The organism is Bradyrhizobium sp. IC3123 (assembly GCF_020193625.1).
GTDB lineage: Bacteria > Pseudomonadota > Alphaproteobacteria > Rhizobiales > Xanthobacteraceae > Bradyrhizobium > Bradyrhizobium yuanmingense.
Genome location: NZ_JADYVF010000012.1, coordinates 130,961 through 157,946, shown reverse-complemented (window position 1 = coordinate 157,946; position 26,986 = coordinate 130,961). Strand labels below are relative to the sequence as shown.

General features: G+C 60.3%; 24 protein-coding genes and 3 pseudogenes. 5 read left to right on the top strand and 22 right to left on the bottom strand.

The window, feature by feature from the left end:
• Positions 1-903 precede the first annotated feature (903 nt).
• A complete protein-coding gene (locus I6F20_RS30135; protein ID WP_036046019.1) occupies positions 904-1,209 on the top strand; it encodes a DNA -binding domain-containing protein in 306 nt (101 codons plus the stop codon).
• 568 nt (positions 1,210-1,777) lie between these two features.
• On the opposite strand, the pseudogene I6F20_RS38210 reads toward I6F20_RS30135, so the two are convergent.
• Positions 1,778-1,999 (bottom strand): annotated as a pseudogene (locus I6F20_RS38210) (ArdC-like ssDNA-binding domain-containing protein).
• A 348-nt stretch (positions 2,000-2,347) separates the two neighbouring features.
• Here I6F20_RS38210 and relB point away from each other — a divergent pair.
• On the top strand, positions 2,348-2,626 hold the full coding sequence (gene relB / locus I6F20_RS30125) for a type II toxin-antitoxin system RelB family anti-toxin (RefSeq protein WP_081493968.1): 279 nt from the start codon (positions 2,348-2,350) through the stop codon (positions 2,624-2,626).
• Positions 2,627-3,113: 487 nt separating this feature from the next.
• Here the strand turns inward: relB and I6F20_RS30120 are convergent, their stop codons facing one another.
• The 8 genes and pseudogenes from I6F20_RS30120 to I6F20_RS30085 all read right to left on the bottom strand — a co-directional run bounded on the left by I6F20_RS30120 (position 3,114) and on the right by I6F20_RS30085 (position 11,507).
• Positions 3,114-3,407, bottom strand: coding sequence for a GMC oxidoreductase (locus I6F20_RS30120; protein ID WP_249787945.1), 294 nt, complete (start codon positions 3,405-3,407; stop codon positions 3,114-3,116).
• 422 nt (positions 3,408-3,829) lie between these two features.
• A pseudogene (locus I6F20_RS37785) lies at positions 3,830-4,696 on the bottom strand (GMC family oxidoreductase); the annotation flags it as partial.
• Positions 4,697-4,750: 54 nt separating this feature from the next.
• Positions 4,751-6,583: a dipeptide ABC transporter ATP-binding protein gene (locus I6F20_RS30110; protein WP_225129168.1), complete on the bottom strand. Its 1,833-nt coding sequence runs from the start codon at positions 6,581-6,583 to the stop codon at positions 4,751-4,753.
• Positions 6,580-7,500, bottom strand: a complete 921-nt coding sequence (locus tag I6F20_RS30105; RefSeq protein WP_225129249.1) for an ABC transporter permease — start codon at positions 7,498-7,500, stop codon at positions 6,580-6,582. Before I6F20_RS30105 ends, I6F20_RS30110 begins: the two co-directional genes overlap by 4 nt.
• Positions 7,494-8,480, bottom strand: coding sequence for an ABC transporter permease (locus I6F20_RS30100; protein ID WP_225129246.1), 987 nt, complete (start codon positions 8,478-8,480; stop codon positions 7,494-7,496). The genes I6F20_RS30105 and I6F20_RS30100 overlap by 7 nt, the downstream gene beginning before the upstream one ends.
• Positions 8,481-8,522: 42 nt before the next feature.
• Positions 8,523-10,076 (bottom strand): ABC transporter substrate-binding protein, encoded by a 1,554-nt coding sequence (locus tag I6F20_RS30095; RefSeq protein WP_249787943.1) that lies wholly within the window; start codon positions 10,074-10,076, stop codon positions 8,523-8,525.
• A gap of 21 nt (positions 10,077-10,097) precedes the next feature.
• Entirely contained in the window at positions 10,098-10,322 is a 225-nt protein-coding gene (locus I6F20_RS30090; RefSeq protein ID WP_225129164.1) for a hypothetical protein, read from the bottom strand.
• Positions 10,323-10,340: 18 nt separating this feature from the next.
• A complete protein-coding gene (locus I6F20_RS30085) occupies positions 10,341-11,507 on the bottom strand; it encodes a mandelate racemase/muconate lactonizing enzyme family protein (RefSeq protein WP_225129162.1) in 1,167 nt (388 codons plus the stop codon).
• A 135-nt stretch (positions 11,508-11,642) separates the two neighbouring features.
• Between I6F20_RS30085 and I6F20_RS30080 the strand changes: the two genes are divergently transcribed.
• Positions 11,643-12,347 (top strand): GntR family transcriptional regulator, encoded by a 705-nt coding sequence (locus I6F20_RS30080; RefSeq protein ID WP_225129160.1) that lies wholly within the window; start codon positions 11,643-11,645, stop codon positions 12,345-12,347.
• Between the two features lie 411 nt (positions 12,348-12,758).
• The gene (locus I6F20_RS30075) at positions 12,759-13,676 is read left to right on the top strand and encodes a LysR family transcriptional regulator (RefSeq protein ID WP_225129158.1); all 918 of its coding nucleotides are present in this window, start codon (positions 12,759-12,761) and stop codon (positions 13,674-13,676) included.
• On the opposite strand, the gene I6F20_RS30070 is transcribed toward I6F20_RS30075, so the two are convergent.
• The 13 genes and pseudogenes from I6F20_RS30070 to alr all read right to left on the bottom strand — a co-directional run bounded on the left by I6F20_RS30070 (position 13,640) and on the right by alr (position 26,105).
• A complete protein-coding gene (locus tag I6F20_RS30070) occupies positions 13,640-13,897 on the bottom strand; it encodes a DUF2274 domain-containing protein (protein ID WP_225129157.1) in 258 nt (85 codons plus the stop codon). The genes I6F20_RS30075 and I6F20_RS30070 overlap by 37 nt on opposite strands.
• Positions 13,894-15,096, bottom strand: a complete 1,203-nt coding sequence (locus I6F20_RS30065) for a TraB/TrbI/VirB10 family type IV secretion system protein (RefSeq protein ID WP_225129155.1) — start codon at positions 15,094-15,096, stop codon at positions 13,894-13,896. The genes I6F20_RS30070 and I6F20_RS30065 overlap by 4 nt, the downstream gene beginning before the upstream one ends.
• Positions 15,087-16,166, bottom strand: coding sequence for a P-type conjugative transfer protein TrbG (gene trbG / locus I6F20_RS30060; protein ID WP_225129153.1), 1,080 nt, complete (start codon positions 16,164-16,166; stop codon positions 15,087-15,089). Before trbG ends, I6F20_RS30065 begins: the two co-directional genes overlap by 10 nt.
• A complete protein-coding gene (gene trbF / locus I6F20_RS30055; protein WP_225129151.1) occupies positions 16,163-16,852 on the bottom strand; it encodes a conjugal transfer protein TrbF in 690 nt (229 codons plus the stop codon). Before trbF ends, trbG begins: the two co-directional genes overlap by 4 nt.
• Positions 16,853-16,855: 3 nt before the next feature.
• Entirely contained in the window at positions 16,856-18,208 is a 1,353-nt protein-coding gene (gene trbL / locus I6F20_RS30050) for a P-type conjugative transfer protein TrbL (RefSeq protein ID WP_225129149.1), read from the bottom strand.
• Entirely contained in the window at positions 18,205-18,525 is a 321-nt protein-coding gene (gene trbK-alt, locus I6F20_RS30045) for a putative entry exclusion protein TrbK-alt (RefSeq protein ID WP_128930982.1), read from the bottom strand. Before trbK-alt ends, trbL begins: the two co-directional genes overlap by 4 nt.
• Positions 18,526-18,535: 10 nt before the next feature.
• The gene (gene trbJ / locus I6F20_RS30040) at positions 18,536-19,294 is read right to left on the bottom strand and encodes a P-type conjugative transfer protein TrbJ (RefSeq protein ID WP_225129147.1); all 759 of its coding nucleotides are present in this window, start codon (positions 19,292-19,294) and stop codon (positions 18,536-18,538) included.
• A complete protein-coding gene (gene trbE, locus I6F20_RS30035; RefSeq protein ID WP_225129145.1) occupies positions 19,291-21,729 on the bottom strand; it encodes a conjugal transfer protein TrbE in 2,439 nt (812 codons plus the stop codon). Before trbE ends, trbJ begins: the two co-directional genes overlap by 4 nt.
• 7 nt (positions 21,730-21,736) lie before the next feature.
• The gene (locus tag I6F20_RS30030; RefSeq protein ID WP_225129144.1) at positions 21,737-22,012 is read right to left on the bottom strand and encodes a VirB3 family type IV secretion system protein; all 276 of its coding nucleotides are present in this window, start codon (positions 22,010-22,012) and stop codon (positions 21,737-21,739) included.
• Positions 22,012-22,353: a TrbC/VirB2 family type IV secretion system protein gene (locus I6F20_RS30025; RefSeq protein ID WP_109141606.1), complete on the bottom strand. Its 342-nt coding sequence runs from the start codon at positions 22,351-22,353 to the stop codon at positions 22,012-22,014. The genes I6F20_RS30030 and I6F20_RS30025 overlap by 1 nt, the downstream gene beginning before the upstream one ends.
• On the bottom strand, positions 22,350-23,348 hold the full coding sequence (trbB, locus tag I6F20_RS30020) for a P-type conjugative transfer ATPase TrbB (RefSeq protein ID WP_225129142.1): 999 nt from the start codon (positions 23,346-23,348) through the stop codon (positions 22,350-22,352). The genes I6F20_RS30025 and trbB overlap by 4 nt, the downstream gene beginning before the upstream one ends.
• 391 nt (positions 23,349-23,739) lie before the next feature.
• Positions 23,740-24,990 carry a D-amino acid dehydrogenase gene (locus tag I6F20_RS30015; protein WP_225129140.1) on the bottom strand — a complete coding sequence of 417 codons (1,251 nt, stop codon included), beginning with the start codon at positions 24,988-24,990 and terminating at the stop codon, positions 23,740-23,742.
• A gap of 51 nt (positions 24,991-25,041) precedes the next feature.
• Positions 25,042-26,105: pseudogene (alr, locus tag I6F20_RS30010) on the bottom strand (alanine racemase).
• 195 nt (positions 26,106-26,300) lie between these two features.
• Here alr and I6F20_RS30005 point away from each other — a divergent pair.
• Positions 26,301-26,756: an Lrp/AsnC family transcriptional regulator gene (locus tag I6F20_RS30005; protein ID WP_225129139.1), complete on the top strand. Its 456-nt coding sequence runs from the start codon at positions 26,301-26,303 to the stop codon at positions 26,754-26,756.
• Positions 26,757-26,986: the final 230 nt, after the last annotated feature.

Sequence of the window (26,986 nt, the reverse complement as noted above, 5' to 3'; positions counted from 1 at the left end):
TGTCACACTTGCCAAGGACGGTCGTTTCTGCTGCTTCACGAGTGGCCCGCACCGGCGCACTCGGTCGACGAAACTCCACAACATTGGGCATTTCGAACCTCGATCAAAGCGCATCCAAAATCACGCGCGCGCAGTCATGCTGATAGATCCGCGCGCGAATGGAATTACATGAGCAGCAACGCTTGTTGGTTCGGGTTGTAAGGCTGGCCCAGTTAATAAACTTCTTTAAATGCGGGTCGTCCGCTTTGCCCGCAACAAACGATCGACGGCATACATCCTGTAACATTTGCGGGATGCAACTTGAAGCCCGAAGCTGAATTCCAGCGCCCGGCCATCGAGCCGTGCAGAAAATCCTCAAGGAAGGCGGCATAAACGCACCGAGAAAGGAATACATGATCTCGCGTACACACTACTTGGGTTCGAGCGTCTGATCCGGCCGCAAAACGATCGCACAAAAAAAGTTCGTTGCCGACAGGCCGTCGACGAAGGCTGTACGTCAACCGACAGATTCAGGTTCGAAGTCGGCGACCACTTTCGAAGCAGCCCGAGGGCCTGGCAGTGGATGTTATCGCGTACGTGCTCATCCCTTTCACACTTTCGATAGAGCGGTGCAGACACTTGGAGAGAGCAAATCGCCCAATTGAAGTCGCAAACGGAGTCCGCGAAAGAAGTACCGTGTGCAAGCTTCGCACTGCGGCGGGTCCTCTTTCAGCCCGCGCGACTAAGGCGGGCCGTTGGCGATCGCCCGAGAGGATTTTATGCGCATGTAGCGCCCTGCAAGAGCATGATCTTCTGCCGAGCCGGCTGATAGATTACATCACGTGATACAGAAAATGTCACGAGGCACAGCAGCCCAATCGGCCAAGAATGGTCAGTCCAGGTAACCCCAACCGAGGTTAGCCAATGCAGAAGCCAACACGCTGTCCCCACGTCGACGACGGTGCGCCGTCCGGTGCGCTGCTTACCCGTTACGATGAGGGACATCTCGCCACCTATTCGCGGATGCTGGATGCCGACAGGGAAGGGGCCGATTGGCGCAAGGTGTCACGGATCATCCTGCATATCGATCCCGAACGCGAGCCAGCGCGTGCTAGGCGCGCTTTCGACAGCCATTTGGCCCGCGCGAAGTGGATGACCGAGTATGGTTACAGACAGCTATTGCGTGGCGGTGTTACGGGCCATGAGCTGAGCGACGGCAAGCTGTCGTGACCACAGTTGGTCCGCTGACCACCAATGACGGCCGGGGGTCTTTCTCTATCCACCCGCCCTTCCATCTCCGTGAGGCTGAGCGAGCTGAACTCGGCATTCTCTTAGCCACGACCTGACAGGAAGCGACGGCGCCTATCGGCGGAAGGCGCCGATCGTGTTGCGCCGCGATCCCAAGCGTGAACCAAACGATGCCCACAGAATGCTTGAGCTCAATTCAATAAAACAAGGCAGCCGGACGGCCATTCAAAAATGCGGGGTTATCGCTGATGACTTAACGTGACACCGAGTTTCAACGCCCTTCTGCCGCAACGCGGCCGCGCTCCGCTTCAACAGCTTTGCGATTTCCGATACGGGTGTTCGCGCCCTTGAATTTGCTTGGGGAGTTTGACGTCGGTCGGCGTGTAAGCCTTGCGCTTTAGCCAATTACATCTCGAATAGCGTCAAATTGCGCAGCACGCGGTTTGGTTGATCAAGTGTGAGAGACCGGCAAACAGTGTAACCATTTATGAACGGAATGGACCGCGTCGCCAGCCTCGGCATTGGGTTCAGTGAGGACGAGCTTGTCGGCTTAAACGACGAGGCTGCCGTGTTCGCCCTTGCGCACGTTGGCCTTATGGTCCAGCGCCTGTTTGAACGTCATCCAAATCGGCGATCGGTAGCCTTTGGTTACGGCTTCCGGTCACAGCATGTGAACATTGATACCTTGCTACGGGATGCCATTGGCGCCCAGGGGCCGCGCGATATGCCCGCTGTCATTACCGGCATTCCAAGGCTTGATCCAGGGTCGCACGCCGTCTTCGACCTCGCGGACGATTTGGTCGGATGCGTTGACAGATGTCTGCGTCCTTGTCGTTGCCTTTCATGGCTTGAGGGTTGCGGCATGCAACCGACTAGCCGCGCGGCGATGAGCGGGGGTAGCGGTCAGGGTAAAAAAGCAGGGGGGTTGCGACCCCGGATGCTTGGTCCGGGACTACACGGCCCGTGCTTTTTGGCCTTGACAGAGGGCCGCAGGCCCCTCGACCAGTTTCTCGGTTCGGAACATCGCACTTCTCCTTGTGCGGCGAGAACACGGACTTTCATCTAAATGGTAGGCGATAGCCAGTGTTTTAACCGATCGAGGAATGGCAAGCTTCGAGACATGAAGCCTCGTGCGCTACTGGCCTGGAACGTCCGTCGGATCCGCATCAAACGTGGCATGTCGCAGGAACGATTGGCTCGCACGGCGGGGATCGATCGTTCCTACTTGGCCGGTCTTGAGCGCCAATCGAAAAATCCGACGATTGATGTTCTCGATCGCATTTCCGAAGCGCTCGGCGTTCATCCGTCCGATCTCTTTGTTGATCCGTCGAGCTGTGCGAGCATTCTCAAGATTTCGCCCCGGCCTAAGCGGCCGCGTCTGCTTCGCAAGAACGGGTAGCATTCATACGCGACGGGAGAGCAACACAAGCCATCTCGATAACGCGACGCCGGTCGGCAGGATTATGCAGCGCTCAGAATGTTTTCCCATGAGGCACGTCTCTTCGAGAGGCATAGCGCGAAGCCATAATGACTGCACGAAAATATCTTATCTAATCCCTACAGGTTCTTTGGCCGAATCGACGCAAGCCGCTCGCTCGCTACCGCGCCCTGGAGGCCGCGCTTTGCGAGCGGCCCGCTCAGACTCGCGGCAGCTGATTCAGGAGACACTAGGGTGCGCTTCGGTAACATTGTCATCTGAGCCAATATGAGGGGGCAGTTTTCCATGGCGCGCGGCACAATTACGATAACACGCACGATTGTGGTCATACGATTTCTCGAAGTGAGCACGACAGATGTCGGATGCATGCGTGCCTATTCCATCCTTCCTATCTGGCACATAGAAGCGCGCCACGGACTTTCTCCAATTTTGATTTACGGAATCACGACTACGGATGGATGAGATCTGCTGCCCTCTCTCCGATCATAATAGACGTTGCGTTGGTATTCCCAGCGATATGACGAGGAAAGATGGAGGCGTCCGCAACCCACAAATTCTCAGTACCTCTCACTCTGAGAGAAGGCGTGAGAACCGCACGATCGTCTGTTCCCATGCGGCAAGTTCCGACCGGATGAAAGAAGGGGACAGTCGCTTTCCGAATATACGCTTCATCTGCCTGCCGCCCGGCCCCTGGTACGGGTGCGTCCCTGAACTTGACGACATGAGAGCCGAACGGAGGCATAGAGCAGATCTTCCGGACCAATCCAATCCACGCATAACTCCCTCAAAATCATCAGGATGTTCAAGCAAGCGCGGAAAGATGGCGATTGGAGCGAGAGGATCGTTCGATGTCAGTTCGAGATGACCCGTGCTCTTCGGATAATTGACGTTCACGAGGATGGTCACCAGGTTAGCTCTCGGGGTTTTCAGCCTTCCATTCTCCTTGGTGAGGCCGAACGGGAAGAGGTGAAATTGCAGATCCGGCTCAGCAAGCTCAGGAGACGATCTGAGAAAGGCGAGGACTTGCGCCGTCGGCACGCTCATGAACCCCGACCGTTTGAAGACCCACTCCGCCAAGGCGAGTGCTCCCCTTACCGGATGCGACAGTGCATTCGCGGTCTCTACATCGAGTTCGGCAAGGACATACAGACCCGGGTGCTCCATCAAATTCCGTCCAACCTCAGGACTTTCCACACGGGGAATAATGCCATGTTTTGTGAGATGACGGGGATCACCGACACCGGAAAGCATCAACAAGTGCGGGGAATTGATGGAGCCGGCCGAAAGAATGACACCCTTTCTTGCGACGAAATCGACGTTTTGTCCGTGATGCGTGGCGGCAACACCCCTCGCGCGCGTCTTGTCAAACAGAATGTGGCGAACGATGGTATCATCCAAGAACTTCAGATCAGTTGCTGACAGCTTTGGCCTTACGAAAGCCTCGAAGGCCGAAAGCCGACGCCCCTCGCGCGTTGATCCCTGATTCCAGGCAACTCCCTCGTGCGAAGCAGCGTTCAAATCCTCACTGAAGGGAATGCCAGCGGCTTGAAAGCTGTCGATAAGGTCTTGAGAGATCGGGTGACGCCAACGTAAAGCTGAAACACGTTGAGGCCCGAGGCCTCCGCGATATTGATCGTCTCGGTCCTCGTCGGCCGTCTCCATTTTCCGGAAGTACGGCAGCACGTCCTTCCATCCCCATCCCCTGTTGCCTAGCGCCTCCCAAGCGTCGTAGTCCCGCGCAGCGCCGCGGATGAAGATCATCCCGTTTATCGCAGATGAACCTCCCGGCACCTTGCCACGGGGCCAATCCTCGACCAGGCCGCCTCGGCTCGGATCAGGCTCTGTCTTGTAAGCCCAGTCGTACCGTCTATTTCCGATCATATGAGCGACAGCGCCCGGAACATGAGACAGATTGAGACGCTCCTTCTTCCCGGCTTCCAGCAACAGGACCGATTGTTTTCGCTCAACCAATCGCGCAGCCAGAGGGCACCCCGCACTTCCGGATCCGACGACAATGTAGTCAAACTCCATGCTGTTCACTCTCCGAATAGGAGCGCCATTGGATGGCCGCGCAATCCTGCAAAGTCATTGATGGTGCGGGTCTATTTCTGTCAGATGGCAAGCAGCCAATTCATCGCGTCCGCGTGCCGCGAGCGGCGGATCATCAATGGCGCACTTATCGAGCGCGAACGGGCAGCGTGGTCTAAAACTGCAGCCTGCTGGGATGTGGATTGGGTTGGGCGGCTCACCTTCCAGGAGGTAGGTCTCAGCCTTGAAAGGACGTTCCTCAACCGCCGGTACCGCGCTCAAGAGCGCACGGGTATAGGGGTGTCTCGGCTCGATGAAGGTGGTCCGATTGTTAGCCAGTTCCACCACCCGCCCCAGATACATCACGGCGATGCGATTGCAGGCTTGCCGCACCATCCCCAGATCGTGTGAGATGTAGATGTAGGTAATTCCGCGCAGGTCCTGAAGCCGCTGAAAAAGGGCGAGAAGCTTGCGCTGCTCGACCTGGTCGAGCGCCGATAACGTCTCATCAAGAATGAGCAACTCTGGATCGAGAACGAGAGCCCGGGCGATACTCACACGCTGACGCTGCCCGGCGCTCAATCCGACCGGAAGTTTGCCGAACAGGTCGAGAGACAGCCCGACTTCCTGCATGGTTCCCGCGACACGATCGCGGATCTCGGACCGCGACATCCCTTCATGGACGTAGAGAGGTTCGGCGATGGTTCGCCCGATCGAAAGATGAGGCGGAATGGAGCTAAACGGATCTTGCAGGAGAAGCTGGAATTTCCTGCGGAGCGTCAATAGGCGCTTGGCGTTCATGGACGCGAGATCTTCGCCCATGAACAAGATCTGTCCTGAATCCGGGACCTCCAGGCGGCTGAGGAGACGTGAAAGCGTTGACTTCCCGCATCCCGATTCGCCGACGATCGCCAAATTGTCACCTCGTCGAACATCGAACGAAGCGTCCCGCACCGCGTGCACGAACTGGTTTGCAAACAGCTTGTTTCTATCCCTCGTCGGATAAATCCGGCTGACATTTCGCACCGACAGAATGACATCATTTGCCGCAGGTGACGCCTCATCTCCAACGGCTTCAGTCGAGCTCTGCCATATGCGGGGGACGTCCGATATCAGCTGCTTTGTATAGGCATGTTGCGGAGCCGCCAGCAATTGCTGAACGCTTTGCGTCTCGACGACGCAGCCGCCTGCGAGAACAAGAACCCGGTGCGCGATTTCGTTGATGACTCCGAAAGAAGACGAAACGAACAGAATCGCCGTCTTGAAATCCCGCTGCAACTCGCGCAGGAGCCGAAGGATTTGAGCCGCGACGGTCACGTCAAGAGGTTGCGTAATGTTGTCGGCGACCAGAAGGTCCGGGTTCGTCACGAGCGCATCAACGATCAGAGCGCGCTGCATCATTCCGCCGCTGAACTGGAACGGAAACTCCTCGAATCGCTCTTTCGCCCCCGGCATCTTTACGGCGTCGAGCAGGCGCATGACATGGCCCTCTGCCTCGCCATTGGAGATACCAGGCTCGATGGATTTGAGTTTTTCGACGATTTGCCGGCCAACCGGAAGGGTTGGATCGAGAGCACTGGCGGGATCGGAGCCTATGTAGGCGATCTTGCGCCCGCGGAGCGCCTGCATTTTTGCCCGGGGTAGTCTCAGAAGATCATTGCCGCGATAGCTGATAGCGCCCGATTCGATTTTAAGTGGGCTGGTGACCCACCTGACAAGCGCCCGCGACAATACCGTCTTTCCCGAGCCGCTCTCGCCGATGACGCCAAGCACTTCGTTTTCATCGATGCTCAGATCGACATTGGTGAGCACGGCGCGCGTTCCGCGCGCCCCGAGATCAAGGGTGACGGTCAGATCGCGGACATCAAGAATGTTGACCGGCGATATCATCCGAATCCCAGCAAGATCTTGTTGCGAGATCGCTCGAGAGCTCCTCCCATGATGTTGATGCAACAGAGTGTGATCGCGAGCAGGAGGCCCGGCATCGTGGTGATCCACCAGGCGTTCAAAATGTATTTCGTGCCATCGGCGATGATGGTGCCGAATGTCGGGGTGGGCGGCTGAATGCCGATCCCGATAAAGCCCAGCACAGCCTCGAAAATCATCATGCGGGCAATGTCCAGGATTGCCACGAAGGCGATCGGAGGCAAGATATTGGGTGCGATATGAACGAGTAGGATCCGCGCGTCCGAGGCGCCGATAATCTTTATCGCTCGAACATACTCTTTGCGGCGCTCGGATAGTGTCACGCTGCGCGCTACGCGAGAATACGCCGGCCAGCCGGCAAGAATCAGAACAAGAACGATGGTTAGCGGAGTGGGGCGCGAAACGCCGAGAATTGTGATCGCCAGAATAATCGCGGGAACCGACATCTGCGCGTCTGTGATCCGCATCAAGAGCAAGCCAACCCATCCGCCGAAATAACCTGAGATCATGCCAATGGCCGAGCCAAGGATGAACATTCCTGCAACGCTCGTGATTCCGATCAGCAGGGCATTCCGAAGACCGATGAGGGAGCGCGTAAATAGATCACGACCGAGTTGATCGGTGCCAAACAAATATGGCCAGCTCGAATGATCCAGCAGTGCGGGCGGCAGGAACTTCTTGCTGACATTGAATCGGGTGGGCGACAGATCGAGAATGTAGGGCCCCAGGACAGAAAGGATGATCAGCAGGCAAAACAGGGCAAATCCAATCTTGAATTCAGTTGTCCGCCATGCCTGGGCAAAGATGCTGGCCGCGATGCCGCGACCTCGTGTTGCCGCCGGGCTCTCGGTCTTGGCCGCAATTTCCGTCGACGCTAGTATTGGAGCCTCCTGTCGATCGCCATTGCTGCAAAGTCGACGAGAATATTGACCATCACCAAGGCAGCACAAGCCAGGATCGCGATGGCCTGGATAACAGGGAAATCCCGTTGGAAGACCGCGTTGATCATCAAAAGGCCAACGCCTGGATAGTTGAAGACGTATTCGACGACGAACAGACCACCAAGCAAAACCCCAATGGCCTGTATCCCGAGCACATTGAGGACAGGGATGCTCGAATTGCGCAGCACGTGCGCGACAATCATTCGGCTGCGCGAGAGACCGCGAATCTCACCCTGCGACACGTATGGCTCGATAAGATTTCCGCTCACCGAGACCGAGACGGACCGAATGAGGGTCGGAGCAAGTTCGATCGCGAGAACAATGGCGGGCAAGATTGCATAGCTCGGCCCCTGATAGCCGATCGCCGGCAGCCATCCGGCCTTGGCGGAGACGAGAAAGATGAGAACGAGCGCCAACCATACATTGGGGAGTGAGACCAGGACGGAAGCCAAATGCAGTGCAAGCCGATCCGGCCAGCGTCCTGATCTCAAGCCCGCGGCTACGCCGATCGGGAGCGCGATTGCCAAGGCAAACAGGAATGCAAGGCCAGCAAGGAGCAGGCTGAAGGGTAGACTGGTTGTGATGAGGCCCAAAACGGATGCACGGTTGGCGGCATCGAAAGTCGAGCCGCCTCGCGAGCCGCCAGTGCTGCCGCCTTGTGCGCTTCTGACGAAAGAGCTCCCGAAATCCCCCGTCAGGATTTGCGCGACATAGCGGCCGAATTGAACCGGGATTGGATCCCTCAGGCCCATATCTTTGGCGGTCTGCTCTGCGACAGATGCTGACGCCATTGGCCCCAGCATCATACGCACAGGGTCGCCGGGAACGACGCGCAGCAGCGTAAAGATGAGCATGGTCACGAGGACGACCAATACCAACCCTTGCGCAAGGCGCCGAGCGAAGAAGTCGAGCGCAAACAGCATGTCGGCTCCTGGCCTCCCAAAGCTTTTGCTGCGGCCCCCTTAGCTTAGGGCCGCCTTGCTCAGGTCAATCGGCCCGTTGGGAAAATAGTATGCCCCGGTCAGATTCTTGGCCGCGGCATGGAAGGTCACGGCGGAAAAGAGCGACAAGCTCGGAACCTTGTTTGCGAGAGTGGGAAACGTCTCATTCTTGAAAATCCTGCGGCGCTCTTCCGGGCTTGTAGCGGCGCGTTCCTTGTCTAGCACCGCGTCAATTTCCCGGTCGTTGATCCCGGTGATCAGGGCGGCGCTTGAATGCCAGTTCGGTCGAAGCACGAGATCCGGCTCCGGCGAACCGGTCATCCAGCCGACGTCGCACATGTGGCCCTGGCCCTGGCCGTCAGCGCGGCGATAGATCGCCTGCTCCCACGCGGCCGGTTCAAGAACAGTCAGGCGAACATCAAGCCCCTGCTCTGCGAGCATCGCTGTGATCAGCTCGCCATACTCTTTCGTCTTCGGATAGAACCCGATCGAGGTGATATATTCGAGTTGCGGCAGCCCCCTTCCCTTGGGAAACCCTGCCTCGGCGAGAAGCTTCTGGCAGGCATCCGGATCGAACTTGGGATAATCAGGAATGTCCGTGAAGCCGAACTTCGTCGGCGAAATATAGCAGTTAGACGGTGTGGCCGCCTCGCCCATCAGGGACAGGATTTGATCGCGGTCGATGGCGTGGCAAACTGCGCGGCGAATGCGTGCGTCGTTGAAGGGAGGCTTGTTGCACCGGAAGTGCAAATATTTGTTTTCGGTCGTCAGCGCCCTGTGGGTGGTGACTTTCGGGTTGCTTGACAACGAGGCGTATTGCTCGGGCTCCAGCCGTTCGGCAATGTGATATTCGCCGTTCAACAGGCCCAGCACGCGCGTGTTGGCGTCCGGAACGTAGGCATAGACGATCCGGTCGATCTTGGGACGCCCGCCGTAGAATTCATCATTCGCTTCGAGGCTGTTCCTGTCTCCCTGCGTGCCCGCATATTTGAACGCGTTCGTGCCGTTCGGGCGCTTTTGAAGGAGCGCGGGATCGGCAATATCCTTTGCCGACAGGATTGGAAGGAAGCTCGAAATGAACCAGAAGGCAGACGCGGGGTAGCCGTGTTTTTCGGTCTTCAACCGGACCGTCAGTTTGTCGACGACCTCGACATCAACACGGCCCGGATAGAGGGCGGATGCCGGGCGCGCCGGATTGGAGGCATACTCCATCGTCGCATTAACATCTTCAGCACCGAACTCCTTGCCATCGTGGAATTTGACGCCGTCCCGAAGCTTGAACTCCATAGTGTGCGCATCAATCAGCTTCCAACTGGTGGCGAGGTCCGGGGTCAGCTCTTCAGACTTGCCCTCCCGCATTTCGCAGCGTGTCAGATGATTGAATACGAACTTCTCGAACTTCAACTGCCCCAGGGTCGTGTGAGAGGTTGGATCCCAGTTGCCGGTGACCGGGCCCATCGACGCCAGCACGACGGTTTTACTTTGCGCCGCCTTCGCCGGGAGCGATTTGAGACCCGCTCCGCCAGCCACGGCAACTGCTCCGGCTCCTGCAAGCAACTCTCTCCGCGTTACCATTTCGAGTCCCCTCTTCTTGCGTTAGACGCGCAAACAGCGCGCTTGATGAGCGCTCTCTTCCAAAAATTGGTCCAAGACCGCGCTTTCCAGCGCGATGCCGCTCTCTCTCATCATCTCGCCGGCGAGCTGATCAGGCAGGCTTGCGCCAACGTTCGTGCGTAAACGACGAGCAAAATTGCGCGCAGCGGCGCGGCTCGGTAATGGTCCGCCGATGACGCCTTTGAGACGAATGTAGCTACGGTCCATGTCACAACGCCTCCGTTCTCAGGCAACGCGGTAGCGGTCAATCACGCCTGGATCAGGGTCGAGGCCAAGCCCCGGCCCTGTCGGCACGGCAATCTTTCCATTGACCGGAAGCGTAGCGCCGCCGTAGATCTCGGCCTCGAAATCGCAATAGAGCCGCTCGAGCATCGGCACCGATCTCTGTGCCGCGTTGAGGTGTATTGTTGCGGCCTGGCCGGGGCCGAAGATTGCACAATGCGGCACGAATTCGATTGATTCAGCCTGACAAAGCGCTGCGATCTTCACGAGCTCGGAAATGCCGCCAGCTTTGGCGACATCAGGCTGCGCAATATCGATGGCCCCTGCGGCGATCATCGCGACAAAATCATGCAGGCTACCGGCATTTTCGCCGGCGGCGATGTGGTGCCGGCCGGTTGAACGAATGCGGGCCAGCCCAGCATAGTTTTCCGGAGGCCAGACAGGCTCCTCCAGCCAGTACAGATTGAGAGGCTCAAGAAGCCGATCGTATTTGAGCGCCTCCGCCACCGGCCATGGGCAATTGGTATCCAGCATGACGGCGGCCTGTGCCCCCGCGGCTTCGACGGCGGCGCGGATTTCGTCCTCGGTGACCTCGTGCAACTTGATGTAACGATATCCTCGCTCAATTGCCTGCCGAGTGGCCCTGACGACATCGGCGCAATTGCCGTAGCGCATCAGACTGGCATAGACCTCGACTTCGCTGGCGAATGCACCGCCTAGCAATGCGGTGAGCGGCAGTCCGGAAATCTTGCCGAGGATGTCCCACAGGGCGATGTCGACCGCCGAGACGCCATAGACGATAGGGCCCACGCGGCCGAAATTCTGGAGCTGGAATTCCAAATCATACTTGATCTGGCCGATTTCCAGGGCGCTCCTGCCGATCACGAGCGGTAACACGCGCGTCTCGATCATCGCCTTCAGCGACTTGTCCTCGCACCGCGAGAAGGCTTCGCCCCACCCTACGACGCCCTGTTCGGTTTCCAGTCTCACCAACAGCGTGTCGAACTGCAGTTTCGGCGCTCCGCCGAAGCTCCAAGGCGGCACTCCGCCGGATTCGAACGGAATCGATAACAGGATCGCATCCGCCTTTACGATCTTGTGAGATGGGGCGGACGAGGAGAGGCGCTGCAGACCGGCGAGGCTAACGCCCTTGGTTTCGGAAATGCGCAAGCACGGCCCCGCTCAACTGCTGATTGTCGACAATTAACAAACAGCACGATTTCTCTGGTGTCAATGGCGAATGTTCGCCAATATCTGCCGGGACCTCAGAACGAACATTCCGCGCAAAACGCGGTTGGAGGAAAAATGGCTGCTAAGATCATCTCGGGATTGGTCGAGAAGCGGAGTTTGGACCGTGCGGCTGCCGATGTTATCCGGCAGGCGATCACCAGTGGCGCCTTGACGCCAGGAAAGCGACTGACAGAGACCGAACTGTCCACGGAGCTCAACCTGTCGCGCAGCACGATACGAGCGGCGCTGCAGCGGCTGATGAGCGAGGGCCTGGTGAACCAGAAGCCTTACTTGGGCTGGGAGGTCGCGAGCTTGTCATCCAAGGACGCATGGGAGCTCTACACACTTCGATCCAGCCTGGAGAGCCTTGCCGCGCAGCTCGCTGCCGCCAATCCGAATCGGAGGCAACCGATCGAGGCGGCTTTCGAGGATCTGAAGGCGGCCGCGAAAAGCCGCAACCAGAAGCGGATTACTGATAGTGATCTCGCGCTTCACAAGGCGATCGTCGTCCTTTCCGGGCACAAGCGCCTCGCCGATCAATACCGGTTGGTCGAACAACAGGTTCGGATGTACATGGCCTCTTCGAACGCCATCCTCGAACGGCCCGAGATGGTCATCTCAAACCACAAGAAAATGGTCAGCGCGCTGCTCAGGGGCGATGCGGCCGCCTCCGAACGTTACGCCCGCGAGCACAACAAGACCTCAGGCGAGCTTCTCATTCGGCACATACAGGAAGAAGAGACGAAACAGACCAACAAAGCGGCTTCGCGCAAGCTCTAGGGAGGGAGGCATGCAGTCACCGAGCGCAAAATTCGCGTAGCCGGCTGGGCTGGATCATTCGTGACATTCGCCGCAGGATCGAGAAGCAGCCGTGCTGTGATCGACCTAAGATCTGCCGAGCGTCCGATTGAAAGCCGCGGATCGCGTCCTTCAGCCACCTGCGCACTGTGCTCTTTGATTGTCCTCTGACCCAAGGGACGCAAAAGCGTAAGAGAGAGAGAGAGAGAGAGAGAACGGAATTCATCAGACGGTGAGTAGCCTGTAGTTGTCTTTTTCCTCACGCACCCTAACGTTTGAAAAACCTCGGTATTGAAATACGTATTCCGGCCGAAGTCGGAGGAGCTGACGCAACACGATTTATGGAGGGGCAAGAAAACACTTGGTCCCACAACTCACCATAGGGCTTCGAGCGTGGCTGTGGAATTTCGAGATCTACGCTGGGCGATCGCTACGTCCCAGCATCGAAGCATCCGTCAAGCGGCAGAGACGCTTAGAATCAAGCAGTCGACGCTCAGTCGCTGCCTACGAAGTCTCGAACACACGTTGGGCAGCAAACTATTCGAGCGCACCAACGGAGGTACGCGACCAACGATGGAAGGTCGCGAATTTCTCGAGGATGCCCGGCGCATCGTAGGCGAAGCTGAAGCAATGGCCGCTCGCCTCAAGACTCGCTCGCGTGGCGAGAGTGGTCGGTTGACCATCGGGATCCACACCTCCCTGTCAGCCGGCAATCTCCGAGCCACCCTCCTTGAGCACCGGCACCGCTTTCCCGATGTCGATAGACAGTTTGTCGACGGAGCGCGCGAGCATCTGATTTCGGACCTCGCCAGCTCAGCCATCGATGTCGCTTTCGTGGCGGATCCCAACCCGAATTGGAGCGGCAAGTCATTGGTGCTCTGGAGCGAACGTGTTGTTGCTGCTCTCCCTGCGAAACATCGTCTGGCAAGTCATGACGTAGTTCAATGGGGCGAACTGCGGCGCGAACCGCTTTTGATGTCACAACGTGGCCCCGGACCGGAACTCCTCAAGCTTCTCATCAGCAAATTAGGATCTTCCGATCCTTGCAAGCTGCTTCGCCATGACGTGGGGCTCGACCGGCTTCTCTCCATGGTGGGCATGGACTTCGGTATTCTGCTCGCCCTGGAAAGTGCGACTGGCGCGACTTATCCCGGTGTCATCTTCCGGGAGGTGCATGATGCGGAGGGGCCGACGCGGCTGAGCTTCCGCGTCTATTGGCGGCAGTCCAACGGCAATCCATTAGTACGTCCGTTTCTGGACCTACTTCGCGAGCGCTACCCGGATCTTTCCGCTGCTGTTGGTGCGGGCTGAGCAGAATTTCGCCGGGCCTTCGCAAAAGCGCGGTCGGTTGCCATGAAACGCTCGATCATCGGCGCGATCAATTTGGCAGGTTCGTTCGGCGTCGTAGTGCCTCCGCTACGTGTTAAAATCTCGGCGTAGCTTTTGAGATCCCTGAAAACCGCCGCCGGCAACTCGATCGTGAGCTTTACCGGCTTGTCGTCTTCAAGCGGTCCAAGCTTGAGCTTCGTCATGGCGTCCCTCCCTTTCCGTATGGAGCCAACACTAAATCCCGCGTAACGATGACCCGGACCGGGAAACCCGGCCTAATAGTCAGCGTCGGCTGGATGTTGAGCTGACGTTGCACGATCTGTTGTCCGGTCTGACTGATGCTGTTGGACGCACCGCTTCGAATCGCCTGAACGAGGTTGTTCTCATTCTGGCTCGTGCCCGCCTCGGCTCCGACGCTGAGCATGGTCGAGAGGACGGCGGCCTTGAACAGCATGCCCCAGTGGTTGTCGACCTCGTCCTCAAGTCCGGCATAGCCGCCGGTGTCCGCGCCGGGTTGGCGCTCCAGCACGATCGAGTGACCGTCTGGCATGATGATGCGGGTCCAGACCAGGAGGATGCGGCTCTGGCCGAACGCGACGGAACTATCGTACTGACCTATCAACTTCGCACCCTGGGGGATCAGAAGATATTTGCCGGACGGGCTGTCCCAGACCGCTTCCGTGATCTGAGCAGTGACTTGGCCGGGCAGGTCTGAACGAATGCCCGTGATGAGCGCGGCCGGAATCACGGTGCCCGCCTGCACGACGTAAGGTGAGGCCTTGGCTTCGAGCCGGTCCGGACTGACCGAGCGCTTGTCTGTCGCAGCAGTGAGGAAGGCCGTCTTGCGATCCTGCATGTTCTGCGCAGATCCGACGTCGACGGGCGGTGTCGCAGCCGGAGTGGCCGTGGCGCCAGCGGAGGCATTCGGGACGAGTTGGCCGGTGCTCTGAGGTTGCTGAGCAGTTTGGGCAAAGAGGCGGCTGACCCGCGCCGCCTCGATTTCCTGGCCCATGCGCTGCGTCTCAGGATCTGACGTCGCTGCCATGGTGTTTGGTGCGGCGCCTGCGTTGAGGATGGGCTTGCCGAGATCGCCGGGCAGCGGCGGCCCGAGCGGCGGCGCCTGACGCGGCAGACCAGTGTAGTCCTTCGGCAAGGCGGCGAGGCCCTCGGCCGAAGGCCTGTTCTGGGTGCTAAGCAGCTCTTGCCCGGTCCGCTGCTTATTGCCGGTCTGGAGCGCATAGCCGAGAGCTCCCGCGACCGCGAGGACAGACACCGCGCCGAGGCCTACAAGAGCCTTGCGCGAGAGCCGTGTGACACGCGGCCGCTCGCCTCGGAGCCGAAGGTCGGGCGGCGCAACAGGCGGGATGTTGCCCTGATGTTCGTCTCCACTGCCTATCGCCATGAGCGCGGCCTTCCGTCGGTACGGACGATGCGCACGCGCCGCTCACTGTCCTTGTCGCCAAGACGCAATTCGGCGGCGGCGAACAGGCGGTCGACGATGTAGTAGTTGCGGTTGACGCGGTAGTTCACCAGTTCGGAGCCACCGGCCGGACCAATGACGAACAGCGGCGGCATTTCGCCCTGAACGATGCCACTCGGAAACTCGATGTAGACTTTGTTCCCGTCGTCAAAGGCGCGCAGCGGACGCCAGGCCGGATCATCGCCTTCGATCGCGTAACGGAAGTTGATCGAGGCGAGATCGACGCTGGCTGCGATGGGCGCTGCGGTTTCAGCAGCCGCATTCTGCCGCCGAAGCGCAATGAGTTGGTCCTCGGGATACTGCCAGGAGACCGAGGCCATGTAGGTCTTCTCGGTCGAGCGCAGCTCGAGCAGGTAGGTCCGCCGATCGGTGTTGACGACGAGATTGGTGACCAGTTCCGGCCGCGTCGGCTTGACTAGGATGTGGATCTTCCTGGTCGCGCCCGCCCCGCTCTCGGTATCGCCGATGATCCAACGCACGGTGTCACCAGCGGCAACCGGACCGGAGCCGACGAGTTGCTCGCCCTCCTGCAGGGCCACATCGGTGATCTGGCCGGGCGCCGTATAGACCTGGTAGAGGGCTCCGCCGGAAAACGGATAGACCTGTACCGCGTTGATGAATCCGTTGCGGACCGGTTGCACCCGTGCCGCAGCGTTGGCCTGCTTGACGCGAACCTTCGGATCAGTGGCTTCGGGGACCCGTTTGCCGGCGGCGAGCGGTTTTAACTGCCCAGGCAGCGGCAGGGGTTTTGGCAATTCTACGATCTTGACCGGCGGCGGCGGATCAGTGGTGAGCGCTGCCGGCTCAGCGCTATCGTAATTAATGTCGGGCGGGATGAAACTGTGTGCGCAGCCGCCAAGGGCAGAGACGGACATCAGTAAAGCCGCAAAGGCGGGTTTACGGAGAGACGTATCGCCGACTCTCCGGTTTTGCAGAACGATGAAGAAACGCGAAGCCGGACCGCCGGCTTTCGAGAAAATCGGCGGGGTCATTGTACCAGCTCCTTTGACCAGTTGATGGCGTTGACGTAGATGCCGAGTGGATTCTTGCGCAGCCGATCGGCGTCGGTGGGCGGCTGAATCGCGATGGTGAGGATCGCTGTCCAACGTGTGGTGCCGGCGAGCGCCCCGTCTTGATAGCGATGCTCAACCCAGGCCACGCGAAAACTGTCGGGCGAGGCACGGATAACACTGGCGACGTCGATGGCGACCTGCTGCTTGCCGAGATTGACGAAGGGGTCATTGGCGCGGGCGTAGTCGTTCAGCGCCGCCGCGCCCGCCGTGGTCGTGAAATCATAGGCCTGCAGCCAGTTGTGCCGCACGATGATCGGGTCGGCCGGAAGTGAGCGAACGATCTGGATGAAATGGGCGAGATACCAGGCAATCTGCGGGTCGTTCGGCCTGTAGTCGGCGACGGCGGGCGCCACGGCTTGCGCCTCGCCGAGCTTGTCGACCTGCACCACCCAGGGCACGACGGTGCCATGCGTGGATTGCCAGACGAGCCCCCCGGCGAGGCCGGAAGCGAGGATCAACGAACCGAAAGCCATCAGCCGCCAGTTCCTGGCCTGCACGCGGGCGGAGCCGATGCGTTCGTCCCAAACTTGCGCAGCGCGCTGATAGGGCGTTTCGGGTTCGGGTGTACGGCCGTAGCGCACCGACGATCGCCGAAAGACTGGCATCAATTATTCTCCTCCCGAGAGGTCGACGGAGTGACCGCCACCGTGGCTGTCGCCTGATTTGAGGGCTTGCGCGGCCGTCTGCGCGCCGTGAATGACGGCCTGATTGCGCTTGACGCGCCGGGCCCAGGCGGGCGGGCTCGCTGCTTGAGACGCGGCCCCATCATTTGCGGCCTCGCCACTCCCGATGGTTCCCATGGTCGAGGTGCCACCCGTGTTGACGACGCCGGCACGGGCACCGGAGGCGAAGCTCTCCCTCATTGCCCCCGCCGCTTGCGAAGCGGCGCGTCTGACGGGAACTGTCCCGTGACTAGCCGCCGCACGACCTGCGCCACTGAGACCGGCCGCGACGCCGCCGGCGCCAGACCTGCCGACCGATGCGAGGCTGTAGGCCGTGGACATGCCGCCGGCCATCGCCGCACCACCACGTGCGGCGGCCGCAGCACCGGAGCTCGCTGCCATCGCTCCCCTTCCGGCCAAACCGAACGCCGCGCCGCCGACCATCGCCGTACCGGCGACGGCGAGACCGGTGCCGACGGCAGCGCCCGCGCCAAGCTGCGGCGCCCCCGAGACAAGACCGCTGGCGATGCCGGGACCGAAGATGCCGAGGCCGAGCATGGCGAGCGCTGCCAGCACGACTGAGAGCGCCTGCTCGATGGTCGGCTGGCCGCCGGCATAGGCTGTGGTGAATTGAGAGAAGAGCCCAGTGCCGATGCCGACGATCACGGCGAGCACCATGACCTTCACGCCGGAGGCAACGACGTTACCCAGCACCTTCTCCGCGAGAAAGGCGGTCTTGTTGAAGAGCGCAAAGGGAATGAGGATGAAGCCGGCAAGCGTCGTCAGCTTAAACTCGATCAGCGTGACGAACAGCTGCACAGCCAGAATGAAAAAGGCGATCAGCACCAAGAGCCAGGACACCATCAGCACGGCAATCTGGACGAAGTTCGCAAAGAAGCTGGTGAAGCCCATCATCTGGCTTGCTGCGTCCAGCAGGGGCTGCCCAGCGTCGAGCCCAACCTGTGCGAGCCTGCCGGGACGAAGGAAATCCGCGGTCGAGATCGACGAGCCGCCGGCCTTCAGGCCGAGGCCTGCGAAGCTATTGAAGATGATGGATGAGAGCTTGGTGAAGTTGGTGATGATGAAGGCGAAGAAGCCGATGTAGAGGGTCTTCTTCACCAGCCGTTGGAGGATGTCCTCATCTGCGCCCCAGGCCCAGAACAGGCCGGCGAGCGTGATGTCGATGACGATCAATGTCGACGACAGATACGTGACTTCGCCCTTGATCAGGCCGAAACCCGAATCAATGTAGGTCGTGAACGTATTGAGGAAGGTGTCGATAACGCCGACGTTGTTCATGACCTCCCTCCCTGCGGAGCGCTCGTCATCGGCAGTGTGGCCGGCGCGGCCTGCGGCAGAAGTGGCCGCGCCGGCCTGCCGAAGAAGCGCGCGCGGTTCTCCTTCCAAACCGCCTGGCAGTGCGGATCTTCGGCATCCTGGGGTCCAAGCTCAGCGCAGCGGAGCAGCTCGGCCGAAAGGTCATCGGGAGCGGAGACAGAGGGGACGTCGGATACCGGCCGCTCGGCCGGACGCCGATGGATGACATGCAGCGCTGCGAGGAAAATCACAAACACGATGATCATCGCGCCTGCGCGAAGGATGTCCGGGCGCTCCATGACCGGGGCCTCAGTTGCCGCTGAACATGGTGACGTTGCCGGGCCGATAGCCGCTGCGCGTCGAGAAGATCTTGTATTGTTGCTGCCCTTGCGATTCGGCCGCCGTCACGCGCGCCTGCTCCAGCGCGTCCGCCCTCCCCTTTGCGGCAAGAACCGCGACAAGATCGGAAAGTTGCTGGGAGTGCAGAGCAAGAAGCTGGTTGCCGGCCTGAGCAGCCTGCAGGGCGCCGCTTGCGGACTGGCTGGCGGTGACCAACGAGCTCATTGCGCTGGAGTTGGTCGAGATATTGCCGACGACGCCGGCCTGCACCTTCAGCGAGTCTTCGAAAGCGCCCACCGAGGTCTGCCAACGACTTTGAGCCGCGGCAAACATTGTCGCATTGGAGCCAGTGGCCGCCGCTGTGCCGTAGGTGCTGGAGTACGCGGTCTGGATCCGTTCAACGTTGAAGGCGATATTCTGGGCCTGGCTCAGCAGCGACTGGGTCCGTGCGACCTGTGCCTGGAGCTGGGTCAGCGTCGACAACGGCAGGTTGGCCAGGTTCTTTCCCTGGTTCACCAGGCTTTGGGCCTGGTTGTTCAGCATCTGGATCTGATTGTTGATCTGCCGCAGCTCGCGCGCCGCGGTCAGCACGTTCTGGCTGAAGTTGGAGGGGTCGTAGACGATCCACTGCGCGGAGGCCGGCGCCGTCACAAGCGGCGAGATCGACAAGGTGAGCGAGAGAGCGGTCGCAGCAGCCAAGCCAGCGCGCCGCACGTCATGAGTCGTCATGATTGCACCTCCAGGTTTGTCAGGTCAGGGATGAGATCGGCGGCCCAGAGCAGCTCGTGATCCGCGAGCCAGGCGGCCGTGAAGTCGTCGCGGCCGTGCTCGGCGAGCAGCCGTTCGATGGCGGCATGGTCGGCCTTGGAGGACGCAGCGCAGAAGGCGAGCGCGACCGGCCCGAGGCCGAGTTCAAAGAGCCGATTGCCGCGGCGGGACTGGCAGTAGTAGTCCCGCTTCGGCGTCGCCCGCGCGATGATCTCGATCTGGCGATCGTTTAGGCCAAACCGCTGATAGATGGCGGTGATCTGCGGTTCGATCGCGCGCTCGTTCGGCAGAAAGATGCGCGTCGGGCAGCTCTCGATGATTGCGGGTGCGATATTGCTGCCGTCGATGTCGGAGAGCGACTGGGTGGCAAAGACGACGGACGCATTCTTCTTCCGCAGCGTCTTCAGCCATTCCCTGAGCTGTTGCGCAAAGGCAGGATCGTCCAGGACAAGCCACCCCTCGTCGATGATGAGGAGGGTCGGCCGGCCGTCGAGCCGTCCCTCGATGCGATGGAACAGGTAGGTAAGGACGGCAGGCGCAGCACCGGCGCCAATCAAGCCCTCGGTCTCGAACGCCTGCACCGAGGCAAAACCGAGCTGCTCGGCCTCCGCGTCGAGCAGGCGGCCGGAGGAGCCGCCGACGCAATAAGGTTGCAGCGCCTGCTTGAGCGCGGTCGATTGCAGGAGAACCGTGAGGCCGGTGATCGTGCGCTCCTCGACCGGCGAGGACGCCAGCGAGGTCAACGCCGACCAGACGTGCTCCTTCACGGTCGGATCGATGGTGACGCCCTCCTTGGCGAGGATCGCGGTCACCCATTCGGCCGCCCAGGCGCGCTCCGCCGCATCGCCGATGCTTGCGAGCGGTTGAAGCGAGACTGAATCCTCGGCGCTGTTCGACAGGCTGCCGCCGAGGTCGTGCCAGTCGCCACCCATGGCAAGCGCCGCCGTGCGGATCGAGCCGCCGAAATCAAAGGCAAAGATCTGGCTCTTCCGATAGCGGCGGAACTGGATCGCCATCAGCGCCAGCAGCACGGACTTGCCGGCGCCGGTCGGGCCGACGATCAGGGTGTGGCCGACGTCGCCGACATGGAGCGAGAAACGGAACGGCGTCGAGCCTTCCGTCTTGCCGAAGAACAGCGGGGCGCTGCGGAAATGCTCATCGCGGTCTGGCCCGGCCCAGACCGCCGAAAGCGGAATCATGTGGGCCAGGTTCAATGTGGAGAGCGGCGGCTGACGGACATTGGCGTAGGCGTGCCCCGGCAGAGAGCCGAGCCAGGCTTCGAGCGCGTTGACGCCTTCCGGCATGCAGGTGAAGTCGCGACCCTGGATGACCTTCTCGATCAGGCGAAGCTTCTCAGCGGCGAGGCCGGGATCCTCGTCCCAGACGGTGACGGTCGCGGTGACGTAGGCTTGGCCGACGTCGTCAGTGCCTAGTTCCTGCAAAGCGAGGTCGGCATCGACGGCCTTGTTCGCCGCATCGCTGTCGACCAGTGTCGAGGCCTCGTTGGTCATCACCTCCTTGACGATGGCAGCGATCGACTTTCGCTTGGCGAACCACTGTCGGCGAATCTTGGTCAGCAGCTTCACCGCCTCGGTCTTGTCGAGGAGGATCGCGCGCGTTGACCAACGGTACGGGAACGCAAGCCGGTTCAACTCGTCGAGAATTCCGGGATGGGTGGCGGTCGGAAAGCCGACCACCGTGAGCGTGCGAAGGTGGTGGCGGCCAAGGCGCGGCTCGAGGCCGCCGGCGAGCGGCTCGTCCGTGAGCAACGCGTCGAGATGCATCGGCGTCTCGGGGACGCGTACGCGCTGTTGCCGGGTCGAGATGGTCGAATGCAGGTAAGTCAGCGCCTCGCCGTCATCGAGCCACGCCACCTCCGGCATGAACCCTTCGACCAGTTGCAGGACGCGGTTGGTCCGATCGACGAAGCCACGCAGCAGTTCATGAGGATCGACGCCGCTCCGCGCGCGTCCCTCATAGAGCCAGCCCTCGATGCGCGAGGCGTCCTCGGCTGGCGGGAGCCAGACGAAGGTCAGGAAATAGCGGCTCTCGAAATGCGCACCGGCCTCCTCGAAAGCGTCCCGTCGCTCCAGATCGACCAGCGCTGATGCGGCATCGGGAAAAGTATTGTGCGGATAGGTATGGGCAGCGATGCGCTGGGCCTCGACGAAGATCGCCCAGCCTGAGCCAAGACGGCGGAGCGCGTTGTTGAGGCGGGCCGTCACGCCAACGAGCTCGGCAGGCGTGGCGCTGTCGAGATCTGGGCCGCGGAAGCGCGCGGTACGCTGCAACGCCCCGTCCTTGTTGAGGACGACGCCCTTCGCGACCAGAGCGGCCCAGGGCAGGAAGTCGGCGAGACTGTGAGGCCGGTTGCGGTATTCGGCGAGATTCAGCATGGAGACCTCATGCGCCGAGGTAGGAGGGATAGCGGAGGTGACGTCGCACGACGTCAACGAATTGCGGGTCGCGCTTGGCCGCCCAGACGGCTGCGGCATGGCCCACGGCCCAAATCAGTGCTCCGGGGATCCAGAGGTGGAGGCCGAGCGCGATGGCGGCCGCCAACGTGCCGTTGGCGATCGCAACCGTGCGGGGCGCGCCGCCCATCAGGATGGGGTCGGTGAGCGCGCGATGGACCGGCGCGAAGAAGCCCGGTACTTCCGGATCAACGATGCCGGCCATTACACCAAGGCTCCGCCAGAGAAACTGAAGAAGGTCAGGAAAAAGCTCGACGCGGCGAAGGCGATCGAGAGGCCGAAGACGATCTGGATCAGCCGGCGAAAGCCGCCAGAGGTGTCGCCGAACGCGAGCGTCAGGCCGGTCACGGTGATGATGATGACCGACATGATCTTGGCGACCGGACCTTGCACCGACTCCAAGATCTGGTTGAGCGGCGTCTCCCACGGCATGGAGGAGCCGGAGGCGTAAGCCGCGGGGGCAAAAGCGATGGAGATGAAGGCAATTGCCGCGAGCTCGGTGAAGCGGCGGCGAACGTCACGGATCGCGGGAGGGAACTGGATCATGATGGGTCCTTTGCAAACGAGGATTGGCCCCCCGCCTCGGCTGAGTGGACGCGGTAATCGCCGGTGGCGGGATCGAGGCCGGCAACGAGAGCAAGTTCAGCGAGGCGGCGTTCGCTGCCGCGGCCACGCAGCACCGCGATGAGGTCGATGGTCTCGGCGATCAGCGCCTTCGGAACGGTGAGAACAGCTTCCTGGATGAGCTGCTCAAGCCGGCGAAGCGCGCCCAGCGCCGAGCCTGCGTGGATCGTTCCGATCCCACCTGGATGGCCGGTGCCCCAGGCCTTGAGGAGCTCCAGGGCCTCGCTGCCTCGGACCTCGCCGACCGGAATCCGGTCGGGACGCAGACGCAAGGAGGAGCGGACAAGATCGGATAGCGACGCCACGCCGTCCTTGGTGCGCAGCGCGACCAGATTCGGGGCGCGGCATTGCAGCTCGCGCGTATCCTCGATCAGGACCACGCGATCGGTGGTGCCGGCGACCTCGGCCAGCAACGCGTTCGTGAGCGTGGTCTTGCCGGTGGAAGTGCCGCCAGCCACCAGGATGTTCTTGCGCGCGGCGACGGCTTCGCGCAACACGCCGGCCTGGTCGGCCGTCATGATGCCGGCCGCCGCGTAGTCATCCAGCGTGAAGACAGCCGCCGCGGGCTTGCGGATCGCAAAGGCCGGCGCCGCAACGACGGGCGGAAGAAGCCCCTCGAACCTCTCCCCCGTCTCGGGAAGCTCCGCCGAGACGCGCGGCTTCTCGGCATGCACCTCAGCGCCGACATGGTGCGCAACCAGGCGCACGATACGCTCACCATCGGCGGCGGATATCGTTCGTCCGCTATCCTCCAGGCCGCCGGACAGCCGGTCGATCCAGAGCCGGCCGTCGGGATTAAGCATCACCTCGACGATCGCGGGGTCTTCGAGGAAGGTCGCGATCGCGGGACCAAGCGCGGTGCGCAGCATGCGCGCGCCACGCGAGAATGCTTCCGAATGGAGTGAAGTGCCCGCCACGATCGTCCCCCGTCGAGCGCCAACCGCGGCAAGCGATCAGCAACGGGGATGGATAGAAAAAGCAGGAGATGGGTTAGTTCAACAAGTATTCAGGCGGTGTAGGGAGCCAGCGTAGCTCGGCGAAAAAATACTTGCAGTAGAGAAGACGCAAAGATCATACCTAGAGTGCCATCTGTGCAGCGCAGGAGTTGAACCAACGTTTCGCGAATGGCCGCCAGCATCATCATCCGAAATAGTTATTTATCTGATCGCCAATAAAGCTGCTTGATGATTGTCGGGCGCGCTGTGAATCGTTGTGCGCAGCGCCCTACTTCTTCGAATGAGGTGGCGTGGAGGGATTTGGCCAGAATCCTGATTGAAGACGGCTCTGCCAGAGTAGCTCTTTGCTGGCCTATGAATAGCGCCCTAGGCCTAGATCCTTCGTTTCGATGTCAGGTTTTCGTCCCGAGACAAGGTCCGCTATGACCCGCGAAGAACCGCAACTCATTGTCCAGCCGAGAGTACCATGTCCGGTATTCAAGAATAGATTACTGATCCTGGTCCGGCCAATGATTGGGGTGCCATCAGGAGTCATCGGTCGAAGGCCTGACCAGAAGGATGCGGTCTTAGGATCTCCCCCGGGAAACAGATCCATCACGGAATACTCCAGGGTCCGTCGACGTGCTTCGACGAGGTCATTGGTGTAGCCTGAAATTTCGGCCATCCCGCCAACACGAATCCGATCTCCGAGACGGGTGATTGCAATCTTGTATGTCTCGTCCATGACCGTCGATTCGGGGGCACGTGAGGCGTCGGCAATTGGAATCGTCAGCGAATATCCTTTGACAGGATAGACCGGCAGCTTGATTCCGACCTTCTTGAGCAGAAGCGGCGAATAGCTTCCCAGCGCGACAACGACTGCGTCCGATCTAATGGTCCCACGATCGGTGAACACACCACGCACTTGGCCAGCTTCGATGTCGAGCCCATTGATGAAGTGTCCGTAACGGAAGTCGATGCCCAACGCCGCGGCTTTTTGCTCCAGCGCATTCGTAAACTTGAAGCAGTCGCCGGTCTCGTCTTTTGGAGTCAAGAGTCCACCAACCATTCGGTCGCGCACGTAGCGCAATGCGGGCTCGGCCCGAATACAGCCATCGCGATCGAGGACCTCGAAAGGAACGCCATCTGCCGCAAGAGCCTTCACGTCCTTCGCTGATGCGTCGAGCTGCTGCTGAGATCGGAACAACTGCAGAGTTCCCTGCATGCGCTCGTCATAGTTCAACGAGGCCTCGCTCCTTAACTCGGCAAGCGCCATGCGGCTGTAGTCCGCAAGGCGCAGCATCCGTCCCTTGTTGAGCGCATATCGGTTCGCAGTGCAGTTGGATAGCATGCGAAAGAGCCAGGAGAGCATGGCCGCATCAAGCTTTGGGCGGAGGATCAAGGGCGCATGCCGCATGAGCATCCACTTGACGGCCTTCATGGGGATTCCGGGGGCAGCCCACGGCGAACAGTAGCCGAAGGAAACCTCCCCGGCGTTCGCAAAGCTGGTTTCCAGTGCTGGACCCGATTGCCTATCGAGAACGACGACTTCGTGCCCGAGCTTCGCAAGCTGATATGCGGTGGTGACGCCGATAACGCCTGCGCCTAGAATCGTGACTTTCATTATCTAATCCATAGTCATGCTTAATGATGCCTGCTCATCTGCTGGGAACGTTCAGCAATAGCTTCTGAAGAAGCGCCAACCGAGGCCGGTGAGAATCTCGTAGGAGATCGTGCCGGCGTCAGCCGCCAGCATTTCGAGGGTCTGATGAGGACCGATCACTTCGACGAGGCTTCCCAGATCGAGAGCGTCATCCGGCAGATCGGAGATGTCGACTGTCATGCTGTCGAGACTCGCCCCACGATAGGCAGGCGTTGACCGTGGAAGTAGACGGCTCCGCGGCCACTCAGGCTTCTTGGAAGCCCGTCTGCATAGCCGGCGCAAAGTGTAGCAAGGCGGGTGCTGTCGCCGGTTACGTGCGTTCCGCTATAGCCGACCATAGTGCCGCGCGGGACCGTGCGGGTCTGCGCGACCGCGATAGCGAGGCTGACGACGGGCTCCATTCGATTGACGGCATTCACCTGCGGCGCACCGCCATAGAGCGCGATCCCTGGACGAACGAGAGAGCCATGATAGTCCTTACCCATCAGCACGCCAGCGGAGTTGGCGAAGGAGGATGGCACCGGAGCAAATTCCTTTTTGACCATCTGCATCTCTGCTAGCTGCGCCGCGTTTTGCGCTTTGGTGGGCTCATCCGCGGAGGCGAGATGGCTCATAACGTAGAGAATCTCGAACTCCGGCGATTGCGCGATTTCCATGCGGACCGCAGCGCGCTCGGCGGGCGCAAAACCGAGCCGTGACATGCCGGTATCGAATTGTAGAACAGCAGGGAGACGTCGCCTCTCGGCGTGTGCCTGAGTACGCCAACGGTAAAGCTGGGCGAAGCAGTTGATGACTGGAATGACTTGAGCCGCCGCGCACGCTGCCTCCGCACCGGGCAATAGGCCGTTCAGCACAAAAAGCTGCGCGTCGTTCGGAAGATGAGGCCGCAATGCGATGGCTTCCTCCGCCTGCGCCACGAAAAAGTGTCTGCAGCCGGCGTCAAGCAACGTCTCCGCCACTCTGATGGCACCCAAGCCATAGGCATCGGCTTTGACCACTGCTGCCACGCGAGCCGGAGTCGTCATCGATGCAATGCGCTGAAAATTCCGGCGCAGCGCTGCCAAATCGACGGTCATATAGCCGGGAAAGCCTTGCGCTTTCCCATCTAACACCGCCTGCGGAACGGCCCGGTCCAACGTCTTTTCACTGTGCATGAGATAAGGCTTAGCGCAATAAACGAGCAAGTGGTGCGCATTCCTTGCCCGATTGTTCGATAACTGCTACGAAAGTCGAACGATCTGCCAACCTTTCGAATAAAATTTACAGCGGCCATGGACAGCATAGATCGCAATATCTTGCGCGCGCTCCGCGTAAACGCGCGAATGAGCAATGTAAATCTGGCGGAGGAAGTTGGGCTTTCACCTTCGGCGTGTCTGCGACGGATCAAGCTGCTCGAGAAGGCCGGTGTCATTCGCGGGTATACAGCACTCGTGGAGACCGGTGCCGACTCACAAGGTCTTGCCGTGCTGATCAACATCACGTTGGAACGGCAGACGGTAGAGTACCTCAATAAATTTGAGGCTGCGGTACGCAAGCATCCGGAGATTCAGGAGTGCTATCTCATGACCGGGCGAGCGGACTATTTCCTGCGTGTGGAAGCCGCCAATGCTGTCGAGTTCGAACGGATACACAAGGAGGTCCTCTCGACCCTTCCAGGTGTCGCACGTATCGATTCCAGCTTTTCGATTAGAAACGTGCTTGCAAGCCGAACAAACGCTCGGCGCTGATGTACGCTCTTCCGGCCAATAGAACTCCTATATCTCTCGTTCGATGCGTCCCTTCAGCAGCACTTGAAGGCTCAATACGCGCGGACGCCTGTCGCTTGCGGCGCTGTCGGTCAAGCCGATTAGAACTCACACCATACTTGAGTCGCTAACAGATCGTCGTGGCACTCGGGATGCGCAGCAAGAGAACATCCTTTACGAAGCAATGCCAGCCTACTGTTGCGCTGTACTAA

Coding starts and splice junctions, on each gene's coding strand:
- I6F20_RS30005 (WP_225129139.1), top strand. CDS start 26,301: ATGGACAGCATAGATCGCAATATCTTGCGCGCGCTCCGCGTAAACGCG.
- trbF (WP_225129151.1), bottom strand. CDS start 16,852: ATGCCAGTCTTTCGGCGATCGTCGGTGCGCTACGGCCGTACACCCGAA.
- I6F20_RS30090 (WP_225129164.1), bottom strand. CDS start 10,322: ATGGACCGTAGCTACATTCGTCTCAAAGGCGTCATCGGCGGACCATTA.
- I6F20_RS30095 (WP_249787943.1), bottom strand. CDS start 10,076: ATGGTAACGCGGAGAGAGTTGCTTGCAGGAGCCGGAGCAGTTGCCGTG.
- I6F20_RS30120 (WP_249787945.1), bottom strand. CDS start 3,407: ATGCCTCCGTTCGGCTCTCATGTCGTCAAGTTCAGGGACGCACCCGTA.
- I6F20_RS30030 (WP_225129144.1), bottom strand. CDS start 22,012: ATGGCCGGCATCGTTGATCCGGAAGTACCGGGCTTCTTCGCGCCGGTC.
- I6F20_RS30080 (WP_225129160.1), top strand. CDS start 11,643: ATGGCTGCTAAGATCATCTCGGGATTGGTCGAGAAGCGGAGTTTGGAC.
- I6F20_RS30110 (WP_225129168.1), bottom strand. CDS start 6,583: ATGATATCGCCGGTCAACATTCTTGATGTCCGCGATCTGACCGTCACC.
- trbK-alt (WP_128930982.1), bottom strand. CDS start 18,525: ATGGAGCGCCCGGACATCCTTCGCGCAGGCGCGATGATCATCGTGTTT.
- trbE (WP_225129145.1), bottom strand. CDS start 21,729: ATGCTGAATCTCGCCGAATACCGCAACCGGCCTCACAGTCTCGCCGAC.
- I6F20_RS30070 (WP_225129157.1), bottom strand. CDS start 13,897: ATGACGAAGCTCAAGCTTGGACCGCTTGAAGACGACAAGCCGGTAAAG.
- relB (WP_081493968.1), top strand. CDS start 2,348: ATGAAGCCTCGTGCGCTACTGGCCTGGAACGTCCGTCGGATCCGCATC.
- I6F20_RS30015 (WP_225129140.1), bottom strand. CDS start 24,990: ATGAAAGTCACGATTCTAGGCGCAGGCGTTATCGGCGTCACCACCGCA.
- trbG (WP_225129153.1), bottom strand. CDS start 16,166: ATGACCCCGCCGATTTTCTCGAAAGCCGGCGGTCCGGCTTCGCGTTTC.
- trbL (WP_225129149.1), bottom strand. CDS start 18,208: ATGAACAACGTCGGCGTTATCGACACCTTCCTCAATACGTTCACGACC.
- I6F20_RS30025 (WP_109141606.1), bottom strand. CDS start 22,353: ATGATCCAGTTCCCTCCCGCGATCCGTGACGTTCGCCGCCGCTTCACC.
- I6F20_RS30065 (WP_225129155.1), bottom strand. CDS start 15,096: ATGGCGATAGGCAGTGGAGACGAACATCAGGGCAACATCCCGCCTGTT.
- I6F20_RS30135 (WP_036046019.1), top strand. CDS start 904: ATGCAGAAGCCAACACGCTGTCCCCACGTCGACGACGGTGCGCCGTCC.
- trbJ (WP_225129147.1), bottom strand. CDS start 19,294: ATGACGACTCATGACGTGCGGCGCGCTGGCTTGGCTGCTGCGACCGCT.